Below are 19935 nucleotides of genomic sequence, written 5' to 3'. Positions count from 1 at the left end.
CTCGCGTCACGGCCTCGAATATTTCCGCGCCATCGCAAAGGGCTGGACACTTAGAGACGTGTGCATGCCGTAGACGACTTCGTGGGAGAGGGTGGCTGCGCATAACGAGTGCGAACGCATCTCGCGTTCGCTCGATGTTATGAGCGGCCGGGTGAGGGGCGTCACGTCGGCGCTATCAGCGCATTTCGGGTCGAATTGACGGGCCGGCGCGTTTCGCCTCATCGCCATTCGCCATTCGCCATTCGCCACGGGCTCCTCGCCAGCTCCAGCCTTGACACCCGCTCACCTTCGATAGTAAGTAACTGGTGAGTTACACAAGCGCCCCGCCAAGAGGGCCGTGACGTCCGGGAGCAAGCGATGGTGGAAGCGGCGAGGCCTCATCCCTGGTCGAGGGCGTTGGCGCAGGCCGCCTGGCTCAGGCCCTTCGCGCTCCTGATCATGCTGCTGGTCGCCTGGGATGTGGTGATCCGCGTCCTGGACATCCCGCCCTATCTGGTTCCGGCCCCCTGGGAGGTGGTGAAGACCTTCCGCACCGAAGGCGCCATGCTGCTGGCCCAGTCGGTGCCCACCACGATCGCGACGCTCGGCGGTTTCGTGCTCTCGGCCTTGTTCGGCATTCCTACCGCCATGCTGATCGCCGGCTCGCGCACGGTGGAATCCTATTTCTACCCGCTCCTGGTGTTTTCCCAGTCGATCCCCAAGGTCGCCATCGCGCCCTTGTTCGTGGTCTGGTTCGGCTTCGGCATCGCACCCAAGATCATCACCGCCTTCCTGCTCGGCTTCTTTCCCGTGGTGGTCGCCGGCGTGCAGGGGTTCAAGTCGCTCGACACCGAGATGCGCGACCTCGCGCGGTCGATGAAGTGCTCGCGCTGGCAGATGTTCACCATGGTCAGCCTGCCGAACGCGCTGCCCGCCATCTTTTCCGGCCTGAAAGTGTCGGTGACGCTTGCCGTGGTCGGCGCGGTGGTCGGTGAATTCGTCGGCTCCAATTCCGGCATCGGTTTCGTGCTGCAGCGATCGATCGGCAATTTCGAGCTGCCGACCATGTTCGCCGCCCTGGTGCTGCTGGCCGTCATCGGCGTCATCCTGTTCTGGATCGTCGACCTGGTCGAGCGCCTGGCGCTGCCCTGGCACGCCAGCCGGCGCCAGGAATTTCAATTCACCGCGTGAACAGATCCTCCGGGATCGCATGACCAAGACTTGGATGATCACGACAAGGCGACCGCGCGAACGGCTCGCCACACAAGGGAGGAAGCAGATGACCTCAGGACCATTGCATCGCCGTCATTTTCTTGCCGGTCTCGCCGCATCCGGCCTCGTCGCCAGCCCCGCCGTCGCGCAATCGGCCCGCCCGGCCGACAAGGTGCAATTCCTGCTCAACTGGTATCTCTACGGCGAACACGCGCCGTTCTTCCTCGGCAAGAAGCTCGGCCTGTTCGCCGCCGAAGGCATCGATCTCGAGATCATGGAAGGCCGCGGCTCGGCGGTGACGCTGCAGGCGGTCGCCGCCAAATCGGCCGTGTTCGGTTATTCCGACATGTCGGCGGTGGTGCGTGGCGCGGTGCGCGGCGCCCCCGTCGTTTCCACCGGCGTGCTCCTGCAGAAAAACCCGGCCAGCGCCATGGGCTTCACCGAAAAGAACATCCGCACCGCCGCCGACCTGAAAGGCAAGACGGTCGCCACCACGCCGGGCGATGCCCTGTCGCAGGTCTGGCCGGCCTTCCTGAAAAAGGCCAACCTGACCGAAGCCGACGTCAAGATCCTGGCGGGCGATGCCCAGACCAAGCTCAACGCCGTCATATCGGGCCAGGCCGACGTGCTGCTCGGCTATTCCCATGATCAATCGATGAAGATCAAGGATGTCACCGGCAAGTCGGTGTTTCCGATCATGTTCGCCGATTACGGGCTGAATTCGGTGGCGACCGGCGTCATCGCCCATCGCGACACGCTGACCGGCAATCCCGACCTGGTGCGCCGCTTCATGCGCGCCGCGACGCTGGCCGCCGAAGCCGCCGAGAAGGCGCCAGCGGCCGCGGCCGACGCCATGCTCGAGGCCGATCCGAAAGCCGGCAAGAAGGAGACGCTGACCGAGGGTTTCACCATTTCGGCGGGACTCTATCGCCTGACGCCGGACCAGCGGCCGTTCCAGACCAACGCCAAGGCGGTCTCCGACACGGTCGACATCCTCGTCGAATATGGCGGGGTCGATCCGGCGGCGAAAACCAAGGTGGCGAGCTTCTTCACCAATGATTTCCTGCCCGGCCGGGCGACGAATTAGGGGGACTGAAGTTCGGGCGGCGGGAGCGTCGCGCACCGGCAGAGCTTGTCAGCCGGTGCAAGCGCAGGAACCACATCGCCTTCACCTCTCCCCGGCGGGGAAAGGTCGGCCGAAGGCCGGGAGAGGGGCGTTGTGGTTTCCGAACCAAGCGTTGTCCGTTTCGCATGGCGACTTCTCGATGAGCGCCCCGCCCCCTATCCCGGCGCTGGCGCGCCGACCTCTCCCCGCCGGGGAGAGGTGAAGGGTGGCGGTTCGGATGCGAGCCTCGAAGGACGGCCGACCGGACTGCAATACCCAACGCACCCCACTCAAGGGCACCCAACCGTTCTGCCAAGCCATTTTGCCTTCGCGATGAAAGACCAACCGGATCTCCTGGATGACCGCACCCAAGCTCCGCCTCGTCGATGAAGCCCAGCCCGCCGCCGGGCGGCCGGCGATTTCGATCAAGGCGCTGACCAAGACCTATCGCTCGGCCGATGGCGACGTGCCTTCGCTCAGCCCGATCGACCTCGATATCCGCGACGGCGAATTCGTCGCGGTGGTCGGGCCGTCCGGTTGCGGCAAGTCGACACTTCTGAAGCTGATCGCGGGTCTCATCCAGCCGACCAGCGGCGGTATCGCGGTCGCCGGCAAGCCGGTGGTGGAGCCGCCCGACGATGTCGGCATCGTGTTCCAGAGCCCGGTCCTGCTCGCCTGGCGCAGCGTCATCCGCAACATCATGATGCCGGTGGAGGTGCGAAAGCTCGACCACGCCTCGCATCTCGCCCGCGCCGAGGCGCTGATCAAGACCGCCGGCCTCACCGGTTTCGAGAACAAATATCCCTGGCAGTTGTCGGGCGGCATGCAGCAGCGCGCGGCGATCTGCCGGGCCCTGGTCCACGACCCGAAGATCGTGCTGATGGACGAGCCTTTCGGCGCGCTGGATGCGCTCACCCGTGAGCGGATGAACCTGCAGCTGCAACGCATCCACCATGAGACCAAAAAGACCATTCTCCTGATCACCCATTCGATCCCGGAATCGGTGTTCCTGGCCGACCGCGTGGTGGTCATGACCGACCGTCCCGGCGCGATCGCGGCGATCTATGAGGTGCCGCTGCCACGCCCGCGCACGCTCGACATGATGGGTGCGCCCGCCTTCACCGAGCTCGCCAGGCAGGTGCGGTCGCATTTCTATTCGCAGGGGCAGATCGACTGATGGCCCCGCTCATCACCCTGCACGGGATCGATGCCTTCGAGCGCTGGACGCCGTTCGCCCGGCCGTTCCGCTTCGGCGCGGTGACGGTGGAGGGCGCCTGGCAGGCCTTCGTGCGGCTGCAGGTCGAGGTCGAGGGCGGTCCGCGCGCATCGGGCGCCTCCGCCGAGCTGATGCCGCCGAAATGGTTCGACAAGCGGGCCGAGCGGAGCGCCGCGGCCACCGTGGCCGACCTGCGCGCGAGCCTGGCCCATGCGGTCGCGACGGCCTCGGAAAAGCGTGTGCCGGACACCGCCTTCGGCCTGCATGCCCGCCACCACGGCGTCCAGAGCGCCTGGGCCCATGCCTCCGACGTTACCGCGCTGTCGGCGGGTTTCGGCGTGGCGCTGATCGACAAGGCCATTCTCGACGGATTGTCCAGGGCGCTGGGCGCAAGCTTCGTCGAAGTCCTGAACGGCAATGCCGTCGGGCTGGACAACCGGCTGACGCCGGATCTCGATCACGCGGCGATCCGGACCATGCTGGCGGGCCTCGGCCCCCGTGCCTCCATTGCCATTCGCCACACCATCGGGCTCGGCGACGTGATCGACGGCGAAGGCGGCCTCTCGGCCGAGCTCGACGCCGCCGATCTCCGCTTCTTCAAGATCAAGCTGTCGGGCGATCCGGCGGCCGACCACCTCCGGCTCGCAGCCATTGCCGGCCTGCTGGAGCGGCGCGGCACGGATTATCGCGTCACGGTCGATGCCAATGAGCAATATGCCCCGGCCGGCCTGCTCGCGCTGTTCGCGCTGGTCGACGCGGACCCGGCGCTCGCCCGCTTCCGGCAACGGCTGATCCTGGTCGAGCAGCCCTTCGACCGGCGCGTCACCTTCGAGACCGCGCTGGACGAACGGATCGCGGCGCGCACGGTGATCATCGACGAGGCCGACGACGCCTATGACGCCTTTCCGCGCGCCATGGCGCTTGGCTATCGCGGCGTCTCCTCGAAGAGCTGCAAGGGCCTCTACAAGGCGCTGCTCAACGCCGCGCGCGTCGCTGCCGCCAACGGCCGGTCGGAAGGCACGCCCTTCCTGCTCTCGGCCGAGGATCTCACCTGCCAGCCGGGCCTTGCCGTGCAGCAGGACACGGCCCTGGTGGCGGCGCTCGGCCTGACCCATGTCGAGCGCAACGGCCACCATTATGTCGATGGTTTCGGCGAGGCGCCCGACGCCGAGGCCGAGGGCTTCGCCGCCGCCCATCCCAATCTCTATGCGCGTCGCGACGGCCGCATCCGGCTGGACACGGCGCGCGGACGCCTCGCCACATCCTCGCTGTTCGGCCCGGGTTTCGCCTCGGGTGCCGAGCCGGCCTGGGCTTCCCTGTCACCGCTTTCGCTTGCAACTGAAGGACCATCCGCATGACCCTCAAGACCCTCGGTGTCGTGATGAACGGCGTCACCGGCCGCATGGGCACCAACCAGCACCTGGTGCGCTCGGTCGCCGCCATCCGGGCGCAGGGCGGCGTGACGCTCTCCGACGGCACGAAGGTGCAGCTCGACCCGATCCTGATCGGCCGCAATGCCGACAAGGTGGCGGCCCTCGCCAAGGCCAATGGCGTGGAGCGCTGGGGCACCGATCTGGACGCGGCCATCGCCGATCCGAAAAACCAGATCTTCTTCGACGCCGCGACCACCCAGATGCGCCCGACGCTGCTCGACCAGGCGATCCATGCCGGCAAGCACATCTATTGCGAGAAGCCGATCTCGACCAATCTGGCGGAGGCGCTGCGCATTTGCCGGCTCGCCCGCGACAAGGGCGTGAAGAACGGCACGGTGCAGGACAAGCTGTTCCTGCCGGGTCTGCAGAAGCTGAAAATGCTTCGGGATTCCGGCTTTTTCGGCAAGATGCTCTCGGTCCGTGGCGAGTTCGGCTACTGGGTGTTCGAGGGCGACTGGCAGGAGGCGCAGCGGCCCTCGTGGAACTACCGCAACGAGGACGGCGGCGGCATGATCCTCGACATGGTCTGCCACTGGCGCTACGTGCTCGACAACCTGTTCGGCCAGGTGAAATCGGTCTCCTGCCTCGGCGCCACCCATATCCCCGAGCGTGTCGACGAAAACGGCAAGCGCTACAAGGCAACCGCCGACGACGCGGCCTATGCCACCTTCGAGCTGGAAGGCGGCGTCATCGCGCATATGAACATGTCCTGGGTGACCCGGGTCTATCGCGACGACCTCGTCACCTTCAATGTCGATGGCACCTTGGGCTCGGCGGTGGCCGGCCTGCACGACTGCATGATCCAGCCGCGCGCCGCCACCCCGCGCCCGGTGTGGAACCCCGACCAGAAGCAGACCATCGACTTCCGGTCGACCTGGCAGAAGGTTCCCGACAACGTCCAGTTCGACAACGGCTTCAAGGCCCAGTGGGAAATGTTCATTCGCCACGTGGTCGAGGACGCGCCTTATTCCTACACGCTGGTGGAGGGCGCCAAGGGCGTGCAGCTGGTCGAATGCGCGCTGCAGAGCTGGAAGGAGCGCCGCTGGGTCGACGTTCCCGCGCTGGTGATTTGAAGGAGGACACGCAGATGTTGGACAAACCGCACACCAAGGCGAGCGTGCTTCTGCCGACCGCCGACCGCAAGCTCGAGCGCTACCAGCTCTCGGCGCCGAAGAGCTTCCCGGACAAGATCACCAAGCCCCTGAACCGGGTGGCGCTGGCCGCCGCCCATATGGTCGCCGACCCCTATGCCGAGGTCGACCCCTGGCTCGGCGTCGCCGTCGACTGGGACCGGACCATGGCCTATCGCGACTATCTCTGGGGCCTCGGCCTCGGCGTGGCCGAGGCCATGGACACCGCCCAGCGCGGCATGGGGCTGGACTGGCCGATGGCGCTGGAGCTGATCCAGCGCTCGGTGAAAGCCTCCAAGGCGACGCCGGGCGCCGTGGTGTTTTCCGGTGCCGGCACCGACCATCTGGATCCGGCCGATGCACGCTCGGTCGACGACGTGATCAAGGCCTATGAGACCCAGTTCGAGGCGATCGAGGCGGCCGGCGGGCGCATCATCATGATGGCCTCGCGGGCGCTCGCCCGCGTTGCCAAAGGCCCGGCCGACTATGCCCGGGTTTACGACCGGATCCTGAGCCAGGCCGCCCAGCCGGTCATCATCCACTGGCTCGGCGACATGTTCGACCCCGCTCTCGCGGGCTATTGGGGCACGCCGGATCTCAACGCTGCCATGGATACGGCGGTCGGCGTGATCAACGGCAATGCCGCCAAGATCGACGGCGTCAAGGTCTCGCTCCTGGACAAGGACAAGGAGATCGCCATGCGCCGGCGCCTGGACAAACGGGTGCTGATGTATACCGGCGACGACTTCAACTATGCCGAACTGATCGCCGGCGACGATCAGGGTTATTCCCACGCCTTGCTCGGCATTTTCGACGCGATCGCACCGGCGGCGGCGGGCGCGCTGTTGGCGCTGGCCGATGGCGATCTCGCGACCTTCCACGAGATCTTCGCGCCGACCGTGCCGCTGTCGCGCCACATCTTCAAGGCGCCGACCCGCTTCTACAAGACCGGCGTGGTCTTCGTGGCCTATCTCAACGGTCACCAGGACCATTTCACCATGGTCGGCGGCCAGGAGAGCACGCGCTCGACCCAGCATCTCGCCGAGCTGTTCCGGCTCGCCGACAAGGCGGGAATTTTGCGCGACCCGGACCAGGCGGCGGCGCGCATGGCGGCGGTCATGGCGACGAGGGGGATCGCGGGGTGAGGCTCTTCGCATCGTCATGGCCGGGCTTGGCCCGGCCATCCACGTCTTCCGCGTCGCGGCCTTACCTCATTCGTGGATGCCCGGCCCAAGGCCGGGCATGACGCGGCGAGCCCCCCGACGAGGCCAGAAACCGGCCCTCTCCACTTCGTCATGACCGGGCTTGTCCCGGTCATCCACGTCTTCTCTCGTGGTTCTACCTCAGTCGTGGATGGCCGGGCCAAGCCCGGCCATGACGTGGTGAGGTGAGACCGCCGGTGACGGCAGAAGGCCGCGCTCTCCACTTCGTCATGGCCGGGCTTGTCCCGGCCATCCACGCCTTTCCTCCCCGATCTCCCGGCGGCACCCATGCGTGACTTCTCAACCGACCATTCCCAGCTCTCGCTGAACACCGCGACGGTGCGCAAACAGGGCGATCTCCTCGCCATCATCGAAGCCTGCGCCCGCCACCACATCCCGGCCATCTCGCCCTGGCGCGACCAGGTGGCGACGGTGGGGCTCGACGCCGCGGTGAAAGCCGTCAAAACCCATGGCCTGAAACTGTCAGGCTATTGCCGGGGCGGCATGTTCCCGGCCGATGCCTCCAGACGCCAGGAGGCCCGCGACGACAACCGCCGCGCGGTCGACGAAGCCAAAGCCTTCGACGCCGCCTGCTTGGTGCTGGTCGTCGGCGGCCTGCCACATTACGCGCGCCCCGGCTCGGCCGTCTCGCACGACCTCGGCGCCGCCCGCCAGCAGGTCGAGGACGGCATCGGCGAACTCCTGGACTACGCCCGGGGCGCCGGCATGCCGCTCGCCATCGAGCCGCTGCATCCCATGTATGCCGCCGACCGGGCCTGCGTGAACACGCTGGAACAGGCCCTCGACATCTGCGACCGGTTGGACCCGGCCCGCACCGGCGCGCTGGGCGTCGCGGCCGATGTCTATCACATCTGGTGGGACCCGAACCTCTACCGCGACATCCAGCGGGCCGGACGTGAGCGCCTGCTCGCCTTCCATGTCTGTGACTGGCTGGTGCCGACCCGCGACCTCCTGAACGACCGCGGCATGATGGGTGACGGGGTGATCGAAATCGCGAGAATCCGCGCCGCCGTCGAGGCCGAGGGTTTTGCCGGGTTTTCCGAGGTCGAGATCTTTAGCGAACTCGACTGGTGGAAGCGCCCGATGGACGAGGTGCTGCGGACGTGTATCGAGAGGCATAAGAGCGTGGTGTGAGAGGGCGAGTGGCGAATGGCGGCGGCCGCTCCACTCGAGCCAGGTCGTCTTGCTTGCCACCACCTCGTCTTGCCCGGGCTTGTCCCGGGCATCCACGAATTGCCTGGCGGCCGCTCCATAAAGTCGTGGGTGGCCGGGACAAGCCCGGCCAGGACGATGTGGTTCAGAGGTGATCAGGATAGCCGCGCGGCTTAAGCTGTGGCCTTCCAGGCCTGACGCCCACCAGCCCTAACCCAGCCTCCCCCCTCACGCCTTCACGCCCCGCATCACGAAATCCACCACATGCGCCCGCCGTTCCGCGATCACCTCGGGCTTTTCGAAATCGGTCTCGAAGATCACCGACAGCGTATAAATGTTGGAAAAGAAGAAATAGCAGACGCCGGTAATGGTGATCCACAGCTGCAGGGCGTCGAGCCCCGGCCGGATGGTGCCCTTGTCGACCCCAGCTTTCAAAATCCCATCCATCGCCGCGATGATCGGCGAGTTCATGGTGTTCACCCGCTCCGACTTCTTCAGCACCTTGGCACGCTGGCGGTTTTCGGTGGCGAGCAGGTTGATGAAGGTGCGGTCGCGCACGAAACTGTCGAAGGTGAATTCGACGAAGCGGGCGAGCGCCTCGAGCGGCTCCAGCCTGTCGAGATCGAGCCGGTGCTCGGCCGAGCGGGCCTGGTCATAGACCGCCTCGAGGACCGCCAGGTAGAGCTGCTCCTTCGACGAAAAATAGTGATAGATCATGCGCTTGTTGATGCGCGCGCGATCCGCGATGTCGTCGGTCTTGGCGCCCTCGAAGCCCTTGTTGGCGAATTCGCGGGTGGCGACATTGAGAATGCGGGCGCGCGTGCCGGCGCTGTCGCGCTTGCGCACCACTTTCGCGACGGGGGCGCTGTCGGACTTCACGTCGTCCTGGCGCATGTTTCGGGCCCCCTTCGATCTCGACCAGGCGAACGCTGTGAGGTCGCCTCCTCATGCCGATTCGACCTTTGCCCACACTGCCACGCGGCGTTTGCAGCGTCATGCCGTGGTGTTGCGCCTTCCACCGGGATCGAACGGCGCCGTTCGATGCACGATCCCAAATCTCTCCCCGCCGGGGAGAGGCAAACGGCACCTTGCCCAGCGGCACCGGCCGCGGCGCGAGGCCCCCCAGCCTCGCGCCGCCTGCCGGCTCCCCTCAATCCACCTTGATATTGGCGTCCCGGATGATCTGGCCCCATTTGGCGACATCGGCGGCGTGGGTGGCGCGCAGCGCCTCCGGCGAGCGCTGGGCGGCGGCCGGCGGCTCGGCGCCGAGCTGAAGGAAGCTCTTCAGGGCGGCGGGATCCTCGATCGCCTTCTGGATCGCGGCATTGAGCGCGGCGACGATGGGCGCCGGCGTGCCCTTGGGCGCGAAGACCGAGTTCCACACCACCATTTCGACGCCCGGCAGGCCGGCTTCGGCGGAAGTCGGCACATTGGGCAGCACCGCCGAGCGGGTGGGCGCCAGTACGGCGAGCGGCTTGACTGCGCCGGCCTGGACCTGCGCCATCAGGCTGGTCACCTGGTCGCAGAGATAACCGATCTGGCCGGCGACGAGGTCCTGCAGCGCCGGGCCCGTGCCGCGATAGGGCACCAGCGTGGGCTGCACGCCGACCCTGTTGTTATAGAGCACGCAGGCGAGATGCGAGGTGGAGCCGACGCCGGCATTGCCGTTGTTGACGCCCTGGGCATTGGTCTTCAGGTGGGCCGAAAAATCCTGCAGCGTGGCGCCCGGGCTCTGGTTCGAGGCGACCAGCATGATCGGCGCCGAGGCGACGATGCCGACCGGCTCGAAATCGGTGAGCGGGTCGAAGGCGAGCCGCGGATAGAGCGCCGGCGAGAAGCTCATGGTGCTCATCGGGCCCATCAGGATGGTGTGGCCGTCGGGTGCCGAACGCGCCACGCGCGCTGCCCCGGTCGTGCCGGCGGCGCCCGCGACATTCTCGATCACCACTTGCTGGCCGAGCGTCTGCGACATGCGCTCGGCGACGATGCGCGCGACGATGTCGGTGGGCCCGCCCGGCGCGAACGGCACGACCATGGTGATCGGCCGCGACGGAAAGCCCTGCGCCCGGCTCTCGACGGCGCCGGTAAGGACAGTGGAAAGGGCAGCGGCAAGCGCCAGCCTGATCATGCTCACGAGATCCTCCCAATGATGACGCGGGCTTGACGCCCATCGGTCACGCGAGTGTGGGCGGCCGGTGGGGGCGGCCCGTCGTCGCGGTTGGCGAGGACGATAGTCAGGAGGGGCGGGGAGCGTCAATCAAGTATGTAACTGGTGAGTGGGTAAGAGGGATGAGGAAGGGTGGAGGGGCTGTTTTGTCGCAGGTGGGCGGATTGGGAAGGGCGGACTCAACCAGACCATGACGATCGGGCCGTTGGGGAACGTCTGAGCGCGGCTCTCGACGGTGCCGAAAGCCGACCTGCAGCCGCGGAAACGAGGTACGTAAAAGTTAAAAGGATCCTTCTCTTCTCGGAAAGGGCGTCGACGAAGGACATGATCAGGCCGTAGCAGGAAGAATCATTCCTGAGGCAAGGCCATACTCTGCTCATTCTTAACTTGTTCTGGGACGAAAATCCGCGCCCGCTCCTGAATAAGGACATCTTCAGGAGCTACACCAAGAGTGATCAGCACCTCTTGGGTGGCTGATCGATACCGGCTTTCTCCAGAAAGAGTGCTGTGTCGCTCAAGCGGAACAACGTTTGCTACATCTTCGTAAAGATTCATGACGGATGGATGGTAGGCGTTGGTCGCAATGAAGCGCACGCCGAGCCGGGATTTCGCAACCATCGTATCCCTTAGTCGAACCTGATCTTCCCATGAAAAGATCTTCTCGTTGTATTTCAGAAATCCATTCCGATTGTGCTTTACGGTGTACGGCGGATCGATAAATACGAGATCCCCTGCTTGCGTTTTTTGGAGCGTAGTCTCGAAATCGCCCGAGACAAGCTCCGCGACCTTCAGTATTTTGCTAATTGCCTCAAAATCATCCTCGGCCGATACTACCTTCGATTTCGTGCCTTTTGGCACGTTGAAGCGCCCCGAAAGATTTTCGCGGTAGAGGCCGTTCCAGCAAGTTTTGTTCAAATAAATAAACCGAGCCGCTCTATCCGAAGCGTCGACATAAACTCGATCTCGCATCTCATAGTAATATGCGCGCGAATGAAGTTTTTGGTGCCCCGCAAGCCGTTCAACGATGGCTGCCCAATCGGTCTTCAGCGCTGCATATGTCTCAATTAGGTTTTTATTGGAATCGGAGAGCAGTGCGTGTTTAGGCATAAGATTGAAGAAGACCGCTCCGCCGCCCAAAAATGGCTCGACGTACCGCGTGAACTCCAGCCTATGTAGATTATGCAATCGGTGGGTGAGCCAGCGCTTTCCGCCAGCCCACTTAAGAAGCGGCTGCATCACTCGGCATCCGCTACCAGCTTGCGCTGACAAAGCATCCCGAAGACGGCCTCAAGCGCCTTCATGTCTTCGTCGGTGTAGGATCGGTCATAGGGATGAGCAGGAACCCTGCGGGTCTTATTAATTGAATCGAACCAAGCGAGATTCTTGCTCTGCTTTTTCTCGCCAGGCACGACGAAGTCGAGTGTCTCCTTGAAATAAGCCCAGTTTTTTTCAACGCCGACGATTTTCTTTAAATCAAGAAAATCTAGATACGTCGCCAGCTCCTTGCGGTTTTCGGGCTTGTCATCAAGCCTTTTCCGAAAGGTATTTGCTAGAAGGTCTTGGTTGTCGACTGCCAGTTCGATGAAATTACTTTCATTGTTGTACGCGGCTTTCAGTGTCTGAACAACGTGTCGGTGCACGCCTTCTTGAATTCGCCGGACGAGACGATCGCCTCGGTCCACGCGATCTTTATCGTTCTGCCGCAGCCTCTCCTTGAAATCTGGGGCATCGAAGTCAGGGAACTGTTCGTGTGTCAGCGAACGCAAGAGATGCTGAATACGAGCCGGGCCGCCTGACCCAAAGGGAACAGAGAACCTGGCCGTGACCTCGTCAGGGGGGCCGGCTTTGATGAAATCAAGAACCGGAGCGAGGAACGTCTCAAGGCTTTCGACCAACTCTTTTGGGTGAAGGTGGCGGGGATCGTGCCCCTGTTTGTGACTCATATAGCGAATGATATCGTCGGCAAAACGGATGATGCCGGAAACAGACGGATTATTCGCTAGTTTGCCGGCGGGTCCCATATCCCACCGTACGGGATTTGCCGCCCTAAACAGACCTAGATATTCGGCGAGAAATTCGCGCAGCCGGTCAATCGCCGCGTGGGCGCTACTCCATTCGATCGCCCCCTGCAAAAATATATGCCTATTCTCTCTCTTGACCACGCTGCCAATCAGGTTGGCTCGCGCAACCGCGTCCACAAGATAAGGAATCGTCAGTACGCTGTGATCCGAGCTTTTAAGCTCGACGCCAGTGATCTTGCCGCCGAGTGGACAATCGTCGTCATCGCGCATCAGATCGAAGACACGTGATGCGATGGCGCGCATCTGCTCTTTCCGGTCGGTTGATTCAAGCTTGATCTCGCCGGTGAGTTCGTCGAGAAGACGTTTTTCGACGCGCTTTTGCTTGCTGTTTATTTCACTAAACAGCTTGGTCTCATCGATAGTCGAAATATTATCGAAGGCGATGAACGGCAATGTTGCCCCGCCTTGCTTGGCCTCAAGCTCTGCGTAGCCGTAAAGGCGGTGCTGGCCGTCGATTATCCAGGCCGACTTATACGTATTTGGCAACGTAAGCTTACCAGGAGTCACGCCATCCTCTTCCGCGGACAATGGGTCAAATCTTACTTTCGAGCGGAAATTCAAGATAATGCTGTTTGGAAACAGCCCTCCCGCAGCGACAAAATCTGCAATTTGTTTCAACCGTTCTCGCTGTACGAGCCTTTGATAAGAAGGAGCCGCCGACGGATCGCGAAGATCTCTATGATTCACAAAGCTGATCGGGAGAATTTTGTCAGGCGACGTAAAAAATGTATAGACGCGGTGTTTGCCAAGTTTAGCACGCATGGCAAACGTCGTTTTCTCAAGACTGGTGACTTTTTGTTTCGACAGAAATTCGGCATGAAACTGAAAACGCGCAGATCTTCCGATGCGTTTGGATATCTCCTTAAAGTATGGAAGATCTTTTTCGGTGATAATTTTGATATTATTCTCGGCTGCGCGGACAATATCAGATTGGTTCCAATCAATATTCTTTGTCACGAACATCCATATGATTTTTCTGTCGTTCGTTCCACCAAAATATTTCTTTAGTGCAATAGCGATGGGCTTCTGAAGTGAAGAAAATTCGACAACGTCCTTTTGTAGTTGTCGCTTCGTGCGCTTATCGCACGCCTTGCAGTATGCAACGATGACGGTCTGGTCATCGTAAGCGAATATATCTATCCGCTTTTCTATTGTTCCCTCTTCCTTGCTGGATACAGATATTCTGAATTTCCGGCCGACATTTAGCGAAGGATAGCCGAGCTCGTACAAAAGGCGCCAAAATTCATTTTCCAGCCGCTCATCAATGCTGCGTAGCTTCTCATAGCGGAGAGAAGTTTTGTTCTCCCGGATGAGCGACCAGCCGCTCGCTTCGGCAAGTTCCCGCTCGTTCTTTTGAAATGTGCGCTCTTCGCTTGCCTTCTTGCGCTTGCCATATTCTGCCGTCCGAGCGCTACCGCTGTCAGTTATTTCCCCAAGCATGAGACACCCAACCCCCCATAGAATCAATTTTTGTTAGCGTTTCAAGAACGGGCGCTTCTAGCAATCAGCAATCTCAAGTTGTCAAAGATTTTGACAGCGAGAATTCTCGCCGCGGAATTGCATGGTGCCGGCATGATCGGACCGATGCAGGCGGACGCTGATCGGTCAATGCAGTGAATGTTCGTTGGTCGGTGACGATCGAACGTTGGCAGTTGGCGCTCATGATCGCCGGAAGCCATAGCGGACCCCCTCGCCGAGTAGGTTCAGAACTGCTTCGCCTTCCTCGCTCATGGGATTGGGCAGCATCTCCACTCGCGCGCGTGCTGGCTCGCTTAGATTGCTGACATAAGCGATCCAATACTGCGCGCCGCTTCGGCCGCGGGCGGCCACGCGCGCCGCGCGAACCTCGGTCTCGCCCATCTCGAAGGCGCATGGATCGCCTAGGCTTGACTTGACCTCAATCTGCCAGAGCTGTTTCCGGAAGCTCACTTCGAAATCATATCCGAGGCGCTCCGAGCCCGTCCTGCCAGTGAAAGGGAAGGCATTCTCGGATTGCCAGGCAGCATCTATATTCTGCTTCGGCAGTCGCGCGGCGAGCCATTGGTAGACGGCCAGCTCTCCGAGCTGACCAATCATATCGGTCTTCTGCGACGGCGCCCTCGGCGGCGGGAGCCCCCAGCGCCCGCTTGGGCGAGGCCCACTTGGGCGCTCGGTTCGTTGCCTCGCAGGCAGGAGATCGGCCGGTGCGCCGAGCGGCGTTGACAGCAACTTCGTGGAAAGGCTTGCTGCCAGCTCTGCGGCTAGCGCGCCCCAGTCCACCTCGTCCGGATCGACCTTGCGGCCGTTGAATGGTATCGACCGTGCTTCCTTCTTGCGTGCTTCGGCCAGAGCCTTAGCCTTGACTTTTTCCGCGTCGAAATCAGCATCAACGATGCCAAGGTCGGCCCTCACCAGTGAGCGGGGCATCCCGCTGGGCCAAGCGCCTATGACCGCGGTCCAGTTGAGAAGCGCTGACTCATCGAGCACGCGAAACTCGAATATCCCGATCCTGTCGAGTGCTAAGCGTAGGGTCGCCGCTCCGTTGTCGGATTCGTTCCAAATGTCGGCGACAGTCACAGCCGTCTTGCCGCACCACGCCGTGATGAGTGGATTGGCCGTGGCCACGAACTTCCGAATGGCCGTGGCATTGGCGAGCCGCACTTCGTCTAGAGGCTGAAGATTGACGGTTGCGGCTCCTATCGCCAGCGCGCCATTGGCCTTGAGCCACGCGTTCACATGATCGGCAATCCGTGCGGTAGGTACCTCTTTGTAGCGCAGCAGCCACTCGGGATCGGGTGCAAGCGTTCGTACAGCCTCGCGCGCCTTGGCATAAGCGGGGGCTGGTTCGTCGCGAGCCAGCCGATCAGCATAGGCGCAACGAAGCGCGTCGATGATCGCCACCTCATTCTCATGGACGTAGTTGGCGACCAAGCCCGCCTGTAGGTCGGGATAAGTATCCGGCTTTTCGCCCACGGCGACCAGGCTGCGGTTCAACGCCTCGAAGTCTAGAGCCAACATCTCGCGGAGTTCCGCGACGCTCAGCGCGTTCTTGCATGCCTCAAGCACAGTATCGGCGTCATGCTCTAAGACATGAAGCGATGGTGAAATCGCTTCGCGCAGACGTGCGATGTCCTTAACCGCCACCGCTTCCTGCATAGCGAACGCATCGACCGCCTCGGTGCCGCCCCCCAGATGGATGATAGCCCGCAGCCATGGTACGTGCCGCTCCAGCCTCGCTCCCAGCGTCTCGCGCACCGAGCGCCTGCCGGCGATGTTCAGACGCAGCAGATCGCACAGGCGGTCCAGTTCGAGTTCGAGCGCCGGCTCCTCGTCGATTGCCGCTTCTTCGTTGGCGAGAGCGTAGAGAAGGAGCCGTAGGTGCGGCTCCAAAGCCGTCTGTTCAATCGACTCGCAAATCGCGCCAAGCGCGTCATCGATCACCTGCCAACTCATCACGGCCGCCGCGCGTGCCACCACGATTGGCTGGCCGTCGGGGAGCTTGAGTGCGAAGGCGCGACGCCCTTCGACATCCTGCACCACATCGGTGTCATCTATCCTGAAGCTGATCGTCGTCACGCGCTGCAAAGCAAGTCGTTCGAGCCGAGCGACGATGGCGTGCCGATCCGACGGCAGGCGCTGTAGCTCGATGCCCTTGAGCGCTTCCATCGCGACTGCGATCAACATGCGCAGTCGCGGACACCATTCCAGGATCGGCGCCACATTGCCAACCCCGATCTCTTGGCCATCGGCCACCATCGAATAATCTACCTCAGACAGCAGCCGAACTCTTCGTCCGTACAGCCGACGCATCAAGGCGCCAATCCGCGCTGGATTGGTCGAGCGCGGGTCGAACAGAAGCCGGTCGCTTGCCTCAACCAAGCTGGCGACCGTCTCATCATCACAGTCGCGGACATAAATGAGCTCTACCAACTCGGTAGTCGCCCGAGGCAGCTTGATGACCTCAACCTCATTGCCGCGGCGTACGATCAGCGTTTGGGGTATTGCTCTACCCGCCAGATCGAGCCCCCCGGCTGCCACACGCACTGCAATCAGGATCCAGCTCTGATGATAGAGATTGAGAAGCTGACGCTCGTAATAGCGATCAAATCCTTCGCGTGCATACTGTTCTGCGAGGAATTCCACCTGCTCGATGAGCGTCACAGGCGAGTTGAGCACGCGCAGCTGCGCACGCGCGCTCAGCATCTTCATTTGGTCGTGGCTCGCTTTCTCGAGCGCCCGCGCTACGGGGGTAGCAGGACGCCGCAGGAAGAAGGGGAGACGCTCCGCTCCATCGGCGGCCAGCCAAACCTCGGAGGGTCTGACGGCGACATGACGCGCGCCTTCGGTCGAAGGTTCATCAGCAGGGATCCAGGGCGCGGATCTCAGGAAAGACGCTACGGGGGTAGGCCAGTCGCGCGCGTCCGCGTAGATGCGGTGATGGTGATGAACGTCAATCGTCCATTGCAGCAGCTGAGGTTGTCCCAGCCAGGCGATGATCAGCTGCGCATAATATTCGCGACACGCTCGATCAAACCGAGCCAAGTCCCCTTGCCCGGGAAGCCACCAGATGTCGCCGCGAAGGACGTATTCGGTCGTCGACTGGAGAATCATGGCCTTGGGGTTGTTTGCAACAATATCTGCCTTCCAGGCTGCGGCTGCCTCGGAGGAGATGCCAATGGATTTGCAGAACGACAACGCCTCCACTCGCCACGCTGCCACCGTTCCGGGCAGCTTTTTCGCGACCGGACGGAGCCCTTGCTGCACGCCAAGTTCAATTAGGAACGCGGCCCACAACTCGCCTTTGGTACCCTTGAATGCATAGTGGCTGCGCGCTGCAAGCCGCAGGGCGCTTAGTGCCTTAAGGTCCTCGATATCCGTGGGCGCGCTGTTCAGGAAGCGCTGCAGCAGGCTACCATGTGTCTCGTCAGGCCAGCTCTCGGAGAAGATCGCCTCACTCGCCTCTATGAAGTCGCCGCCCATTGTTGGCACGTAGAATCGATGCTGTGGCTGGAGTTTGAAATCACGTCCTGCCTGCCTTGGCTGTCGCCAGATCTGGAAGGCCCAGCGTAAGCCGGCAGCTCGAATAGCGTGCCGGCCATCTTGGCGAAGGGCTCGCGAGAGTTGAGCGAGGATCCCCTCGCGGTCGAACGGGAAGACGAGCTTCGCTTTTTCGAGAAAGTCACGCGCGTCCGCGAGTTCGCCGTACCAATCCAGCCGGTTCGACAGAAACGCAAAATTCTCGGCCAAGATCTCGGGTGGCGTGAGTTGCTCGTCGTCGTCCGATCCCGGGCCGCGGCGCGCTGGGGGCGAGAAGACGGAAGCCTCGATCTCGCCCTTGCGGCGGCGGCGCTTTGCCTTGCCATCTACCTCAACTATTGGGGTCATGGTTCGATGGAGATTGCGGTCCGCGCCGAGCAACACCTTGCGACCGGCCAACACGCTGCCCGCCTTGTCGAGCAGCACCGCGAGATCTCGATAGTAGGCAGACCACAGTGAGATCGGTGTCCGGCGGTTCGCACCGAGTTGCTCGGCCACCTTGGTCGCCAACTCGGCGCGCTCCTCAGAGGTTGGGAATTCGACATAAGCCTGCGCCTGTTTCGAAAGATAGGCGCTCAGGCGGTCAATCCGTTGTCCGAGCTCCGGCCAGATCGGCGAAATTTTCGTTGCCGCAGCATGTGTGGCAGCTACATCGGCCGAGAATGTTTCGAGGTCATGGGGCCAGCGCCGGGCGACCGCCGGCGTGCACCACCCTAGCGTCGTGGTTTTTTCCACGGATGTGAGGCAGGGGATGATGGAGGCATTGTTGAAGTTCGCAACCCCTACTTCCTTGGCGATGTTCCGGGCGACCTGCGCGGGGAGATCGTGGTCGGCAATTGTCTGTAGGCTATCGACTTTGCGCCAGGACAAAAGGTCCACAACGGCGCGTGCCTTCGATTGAGCGTCCAGCCCATCTACGGCACCGACCGTTTCATAGTGCGTCAGGCAACCAATGGTCGCTGCGGCAAGTGCTGTTGCCTCGTCTAGAAGCAGCTCGTTTAGCTTAACGGACGCATCGAGCCCTTTTCGGTTTGAGGTGGGGAAGAAGCTCCCGTTGAGATAGCCAGCGAACGGCGCCGTCGCCTGCTCGCCCATCGGCAGGAAGGTAAATAGCCTTGGGGCCGCAACTAGGGCGTCAAGCCGGACCGCCAGCGAGACCTCACCTTCGCCCTCCCATTTCAGCCAATGCTTATGCAATTGCTTCTTATCGGTGCCATCTTTAATCGCAGCTTGCATTGCCGCTTCGGGCACCTTCCGGCGTACAATCAGGTAACGGCCGGCGCTGCCAAGATCGGCTACGGCCAACGCAGCATGAGCATTCTTGATCGGGCGCTCCAACCGGGTCAGGACGAACGTTTGGTCGTCGCTACCGTCGGCCGCGATGACGCGGATAGAGAGACGCTCTAGCCTTGTCAGGAATAGGAGCATCGGGACCGTTTGATTAAGGATTGCGGCTATCTCTGTGGCGACAGCCTCCTCAGCGTCAGCATTGCGGACGGGAAGGCTGATCACCGTTGCAAAGCCGCGGTGGGCGAAGGCTCTGATGCCGGCGGGCTGTTCATCGAGCCATTTGGGCACATGGAACAAGGGGAGATCTTGTTTCGCCAATACCCTGTGCCGAGGGTCGGAAATCAACCTATCTAGATCGGCATCGTTCGCGAAGCCGAAGCAATAGCCCTCAAATCGGGTCGGGTCTGCAGGTGCTTTTGATTGCGAATAGATTAAAGGTGCATCGGTAATGTGGTTGACGCTGCGAAAGCCCAGGCCCTTGTTGCCAATAGACTCGCCCGGTGGCTTGCTCGACAGGCCCATGTCACAGAGCGCGTTGACATTCTTCTGTGAGAAGGCGGCTCCTCGGTTGGCAATATAGAGAGTGCCGCTCTCGCCTTCGCGTCGATCGAACACAACTTCGATCTCGCCGTCTGTTCGATTGTCCGGATGGACGTCGTTCGCGTTCTGAATCAGCTCGATCAGAAACCGGCCGTGATAGTCGGCGGTGATGCTGTCGGTGAGGCTGGCGTTGCCCGAATAGATCTCGGAGTAATACGCGCCTTCCTCGTCAATCGTTCCACAAAAGCCCTTAATCTTTCGAGACGCGAGTGTGGCGATATAAGCGCGATGGTCCACCCGATCGAAGCGCGGCAAAATTTCTGATTTCTGTCCAGGACCTTCGAACGCGGCTTTGAATTCTGACACGATCGGAAGATCTCCCGAAATGCGG

12 protein-coding genes are annotated in these 19935 nt (G+C 62.2%); 7 read left to right on the top strand and 5 right to left on the bottom strand.

Annotated elements, in window-relative coordinates:
• Positions 1-360: 360 nt before the first annotated feature.
• From AC07WJ_RS29165 to AC07WJ_RS29135, 7 genes are all read left to right on the top strand, one after another.
• A complete protein-coding gene (locus tag AC07WJ_RS29165; protein ID WP_494938219.1) occupies positions 361-1170 on the top strand; it encodes an ABC transporter permease in 810 nt (269 codons plus the stop codon).
• A gap of 88 nt (positions 1171-1258) precedes the next feature.
• Positions 1259-2278: an ABC transporter substrate-binding protein gene (locus AC07WJ_RS29160; RefSeq protein ID WP_494938208.1), complete on the top strand. Its 1020-nt coding sequence runs from the start codon at positions 1259-1261 to the stop codon at positions 2276-2278.
• A gap of 376 nt (positions 2279-2654) precedes the next feature.
• Entirely contained in the window at positions 2655-3473 is an 819-nt protein-coding gene (locus AC07WJ_RS29155; protein WP_494938207.1) for an ABC transporter ATP-binding protein, read from the top strand.
• Positions 3473-4870 (top strand): enolase-like domain-containing protein, encoded by a 1398-nt coding sequence (locus AC07WJ_RS29150; RefSeq protein ID WP_494938206.1) that lies wholly within the window; start codon positions 3473-3475, stop codon positions 4868-4870. Before AC07WJ_RS29155 ends, AC07WJ_RS29150 begins: the two co-directional genes overlap by 1 nt.
• Complete coding sequence (locus AC07WJ_RS29145) at positions 4867-6018, top strand: Gfo/Idh/MocA family protein (protein ID WP_494938205.1); 1152 nt, start codon at positions 4867-4869, stop codon at positions 6016-6018. Before AC07WJ_RS29150 ends, AC07WJ_RS29145 begins: the two co-directional genes overlap by 4 nt.
• A gap of 14 nt (positions 6019-6032) precedes the next feature.
• On the top strand, positions 6033-7220 hold the full coding sequence (locus tag AC07WJ_RS29140) for a dihydrodipicolinate synthase family protein (RefSeq protein ID WP_494938204.1): 1188 nt from the start codon (positions 6033-6035) through the stop codon (positions 7218-7220).
• Between the two features lie 345 nt (positions 7221-7565).
• Entirely contained in the window at positions 7566-8432 is an 867-nt protein-coding gene (locus AC07WJ_RS29135; protein ID WP_494938203.1) for a sugar phosphate isomerase/epimerase family protein, read from the top strand.
• Between the two features lie 246 nt (positions 8433-8678).
• Here the strand turns inward: AC07WJ_RS29135 and AC07WJ_RS29130 are convergent, their stop codons facing one another.
• The 5 genes from AC07WJ_RS29130 to AC07WJ_RS29110 all read right to left on the bottom strand — a co-directional run bounded on the left by AC07WJ_RS29130 (position 8679) and on the right by AC07WJ_RS29110 (position 19910).
• Positions 8679-9344: a TetR/AcrR family transcriptional regulator gene (locus AC07WJ_RS29130; protein WP_494938202.1), complete on the bottom strand. Its 666-nt coding sequence runs from the start codon at positions 9342-9344 to the stop codon at positions 8679-8681.
• A gap of 256 nt (positions 9345-9600) precedes the next feature.
• Positions 9601-10578, bottom strand: a complete 978-nt coding sequence (locus AC07WJ_RS29125) for a Bug family tripartite tricarboxylate transporter substrate binding protein (RefSeq protein WP_494938218.1) — start codon at positions 10576-10578, stop codon at positions 9601-9603.
• Between the two features lie 387 nt (positions 10579-10965).
• Positions 10966-11853, bottom strand: coding sequence for a DNA adenine methylase (locus AC07WJ_RS29120; RefSeq protein WP_494938201.1), 888 nt, complete (start codon positions 11851-11853; stop codon positions 10966-10968).
• On the bottom strand, positions 11853-14138 hold the full coding sequence (locus AC07WJ_RS29115; RefSeq protein WP_494938200.1) for a DGQHR domain-containing protein: 2286 nt from the start codon (positions 14136-14138) through the stop codon (positions 11853-11855). Before AC07WJ_RS29115 ends, AC07WJ_RS29120 begins: the two co-directional genes overlap by 1 nt.
• A 219-nt stretch (positions 14139-14357) precedes the next feature.
• Positions 14358-19910: a sacsin N-terminal ATP-binding-like domain-containing protein gene (locus tag AC07WJ_RS29110; RefSeq protein ID WP_494938199.1), complete on the bottom strand. Its 5553-nt coding sequence runs from the start codon at positions 19908-19910 to the stop codon at positions 14358-14360.
• Positions 19911-19935: the final 25 nt, after the last annotated feature.

The sequence above is a fragment of the Phreatobacter sp. GW821-FHT04C01 genome (assembly GCF_059420385.1).
The sequence above is the reverse complement of the archived record's forward strand: the minus strand, read 5'-3'. Positions and strand labels throughout refer to the sequence as shown.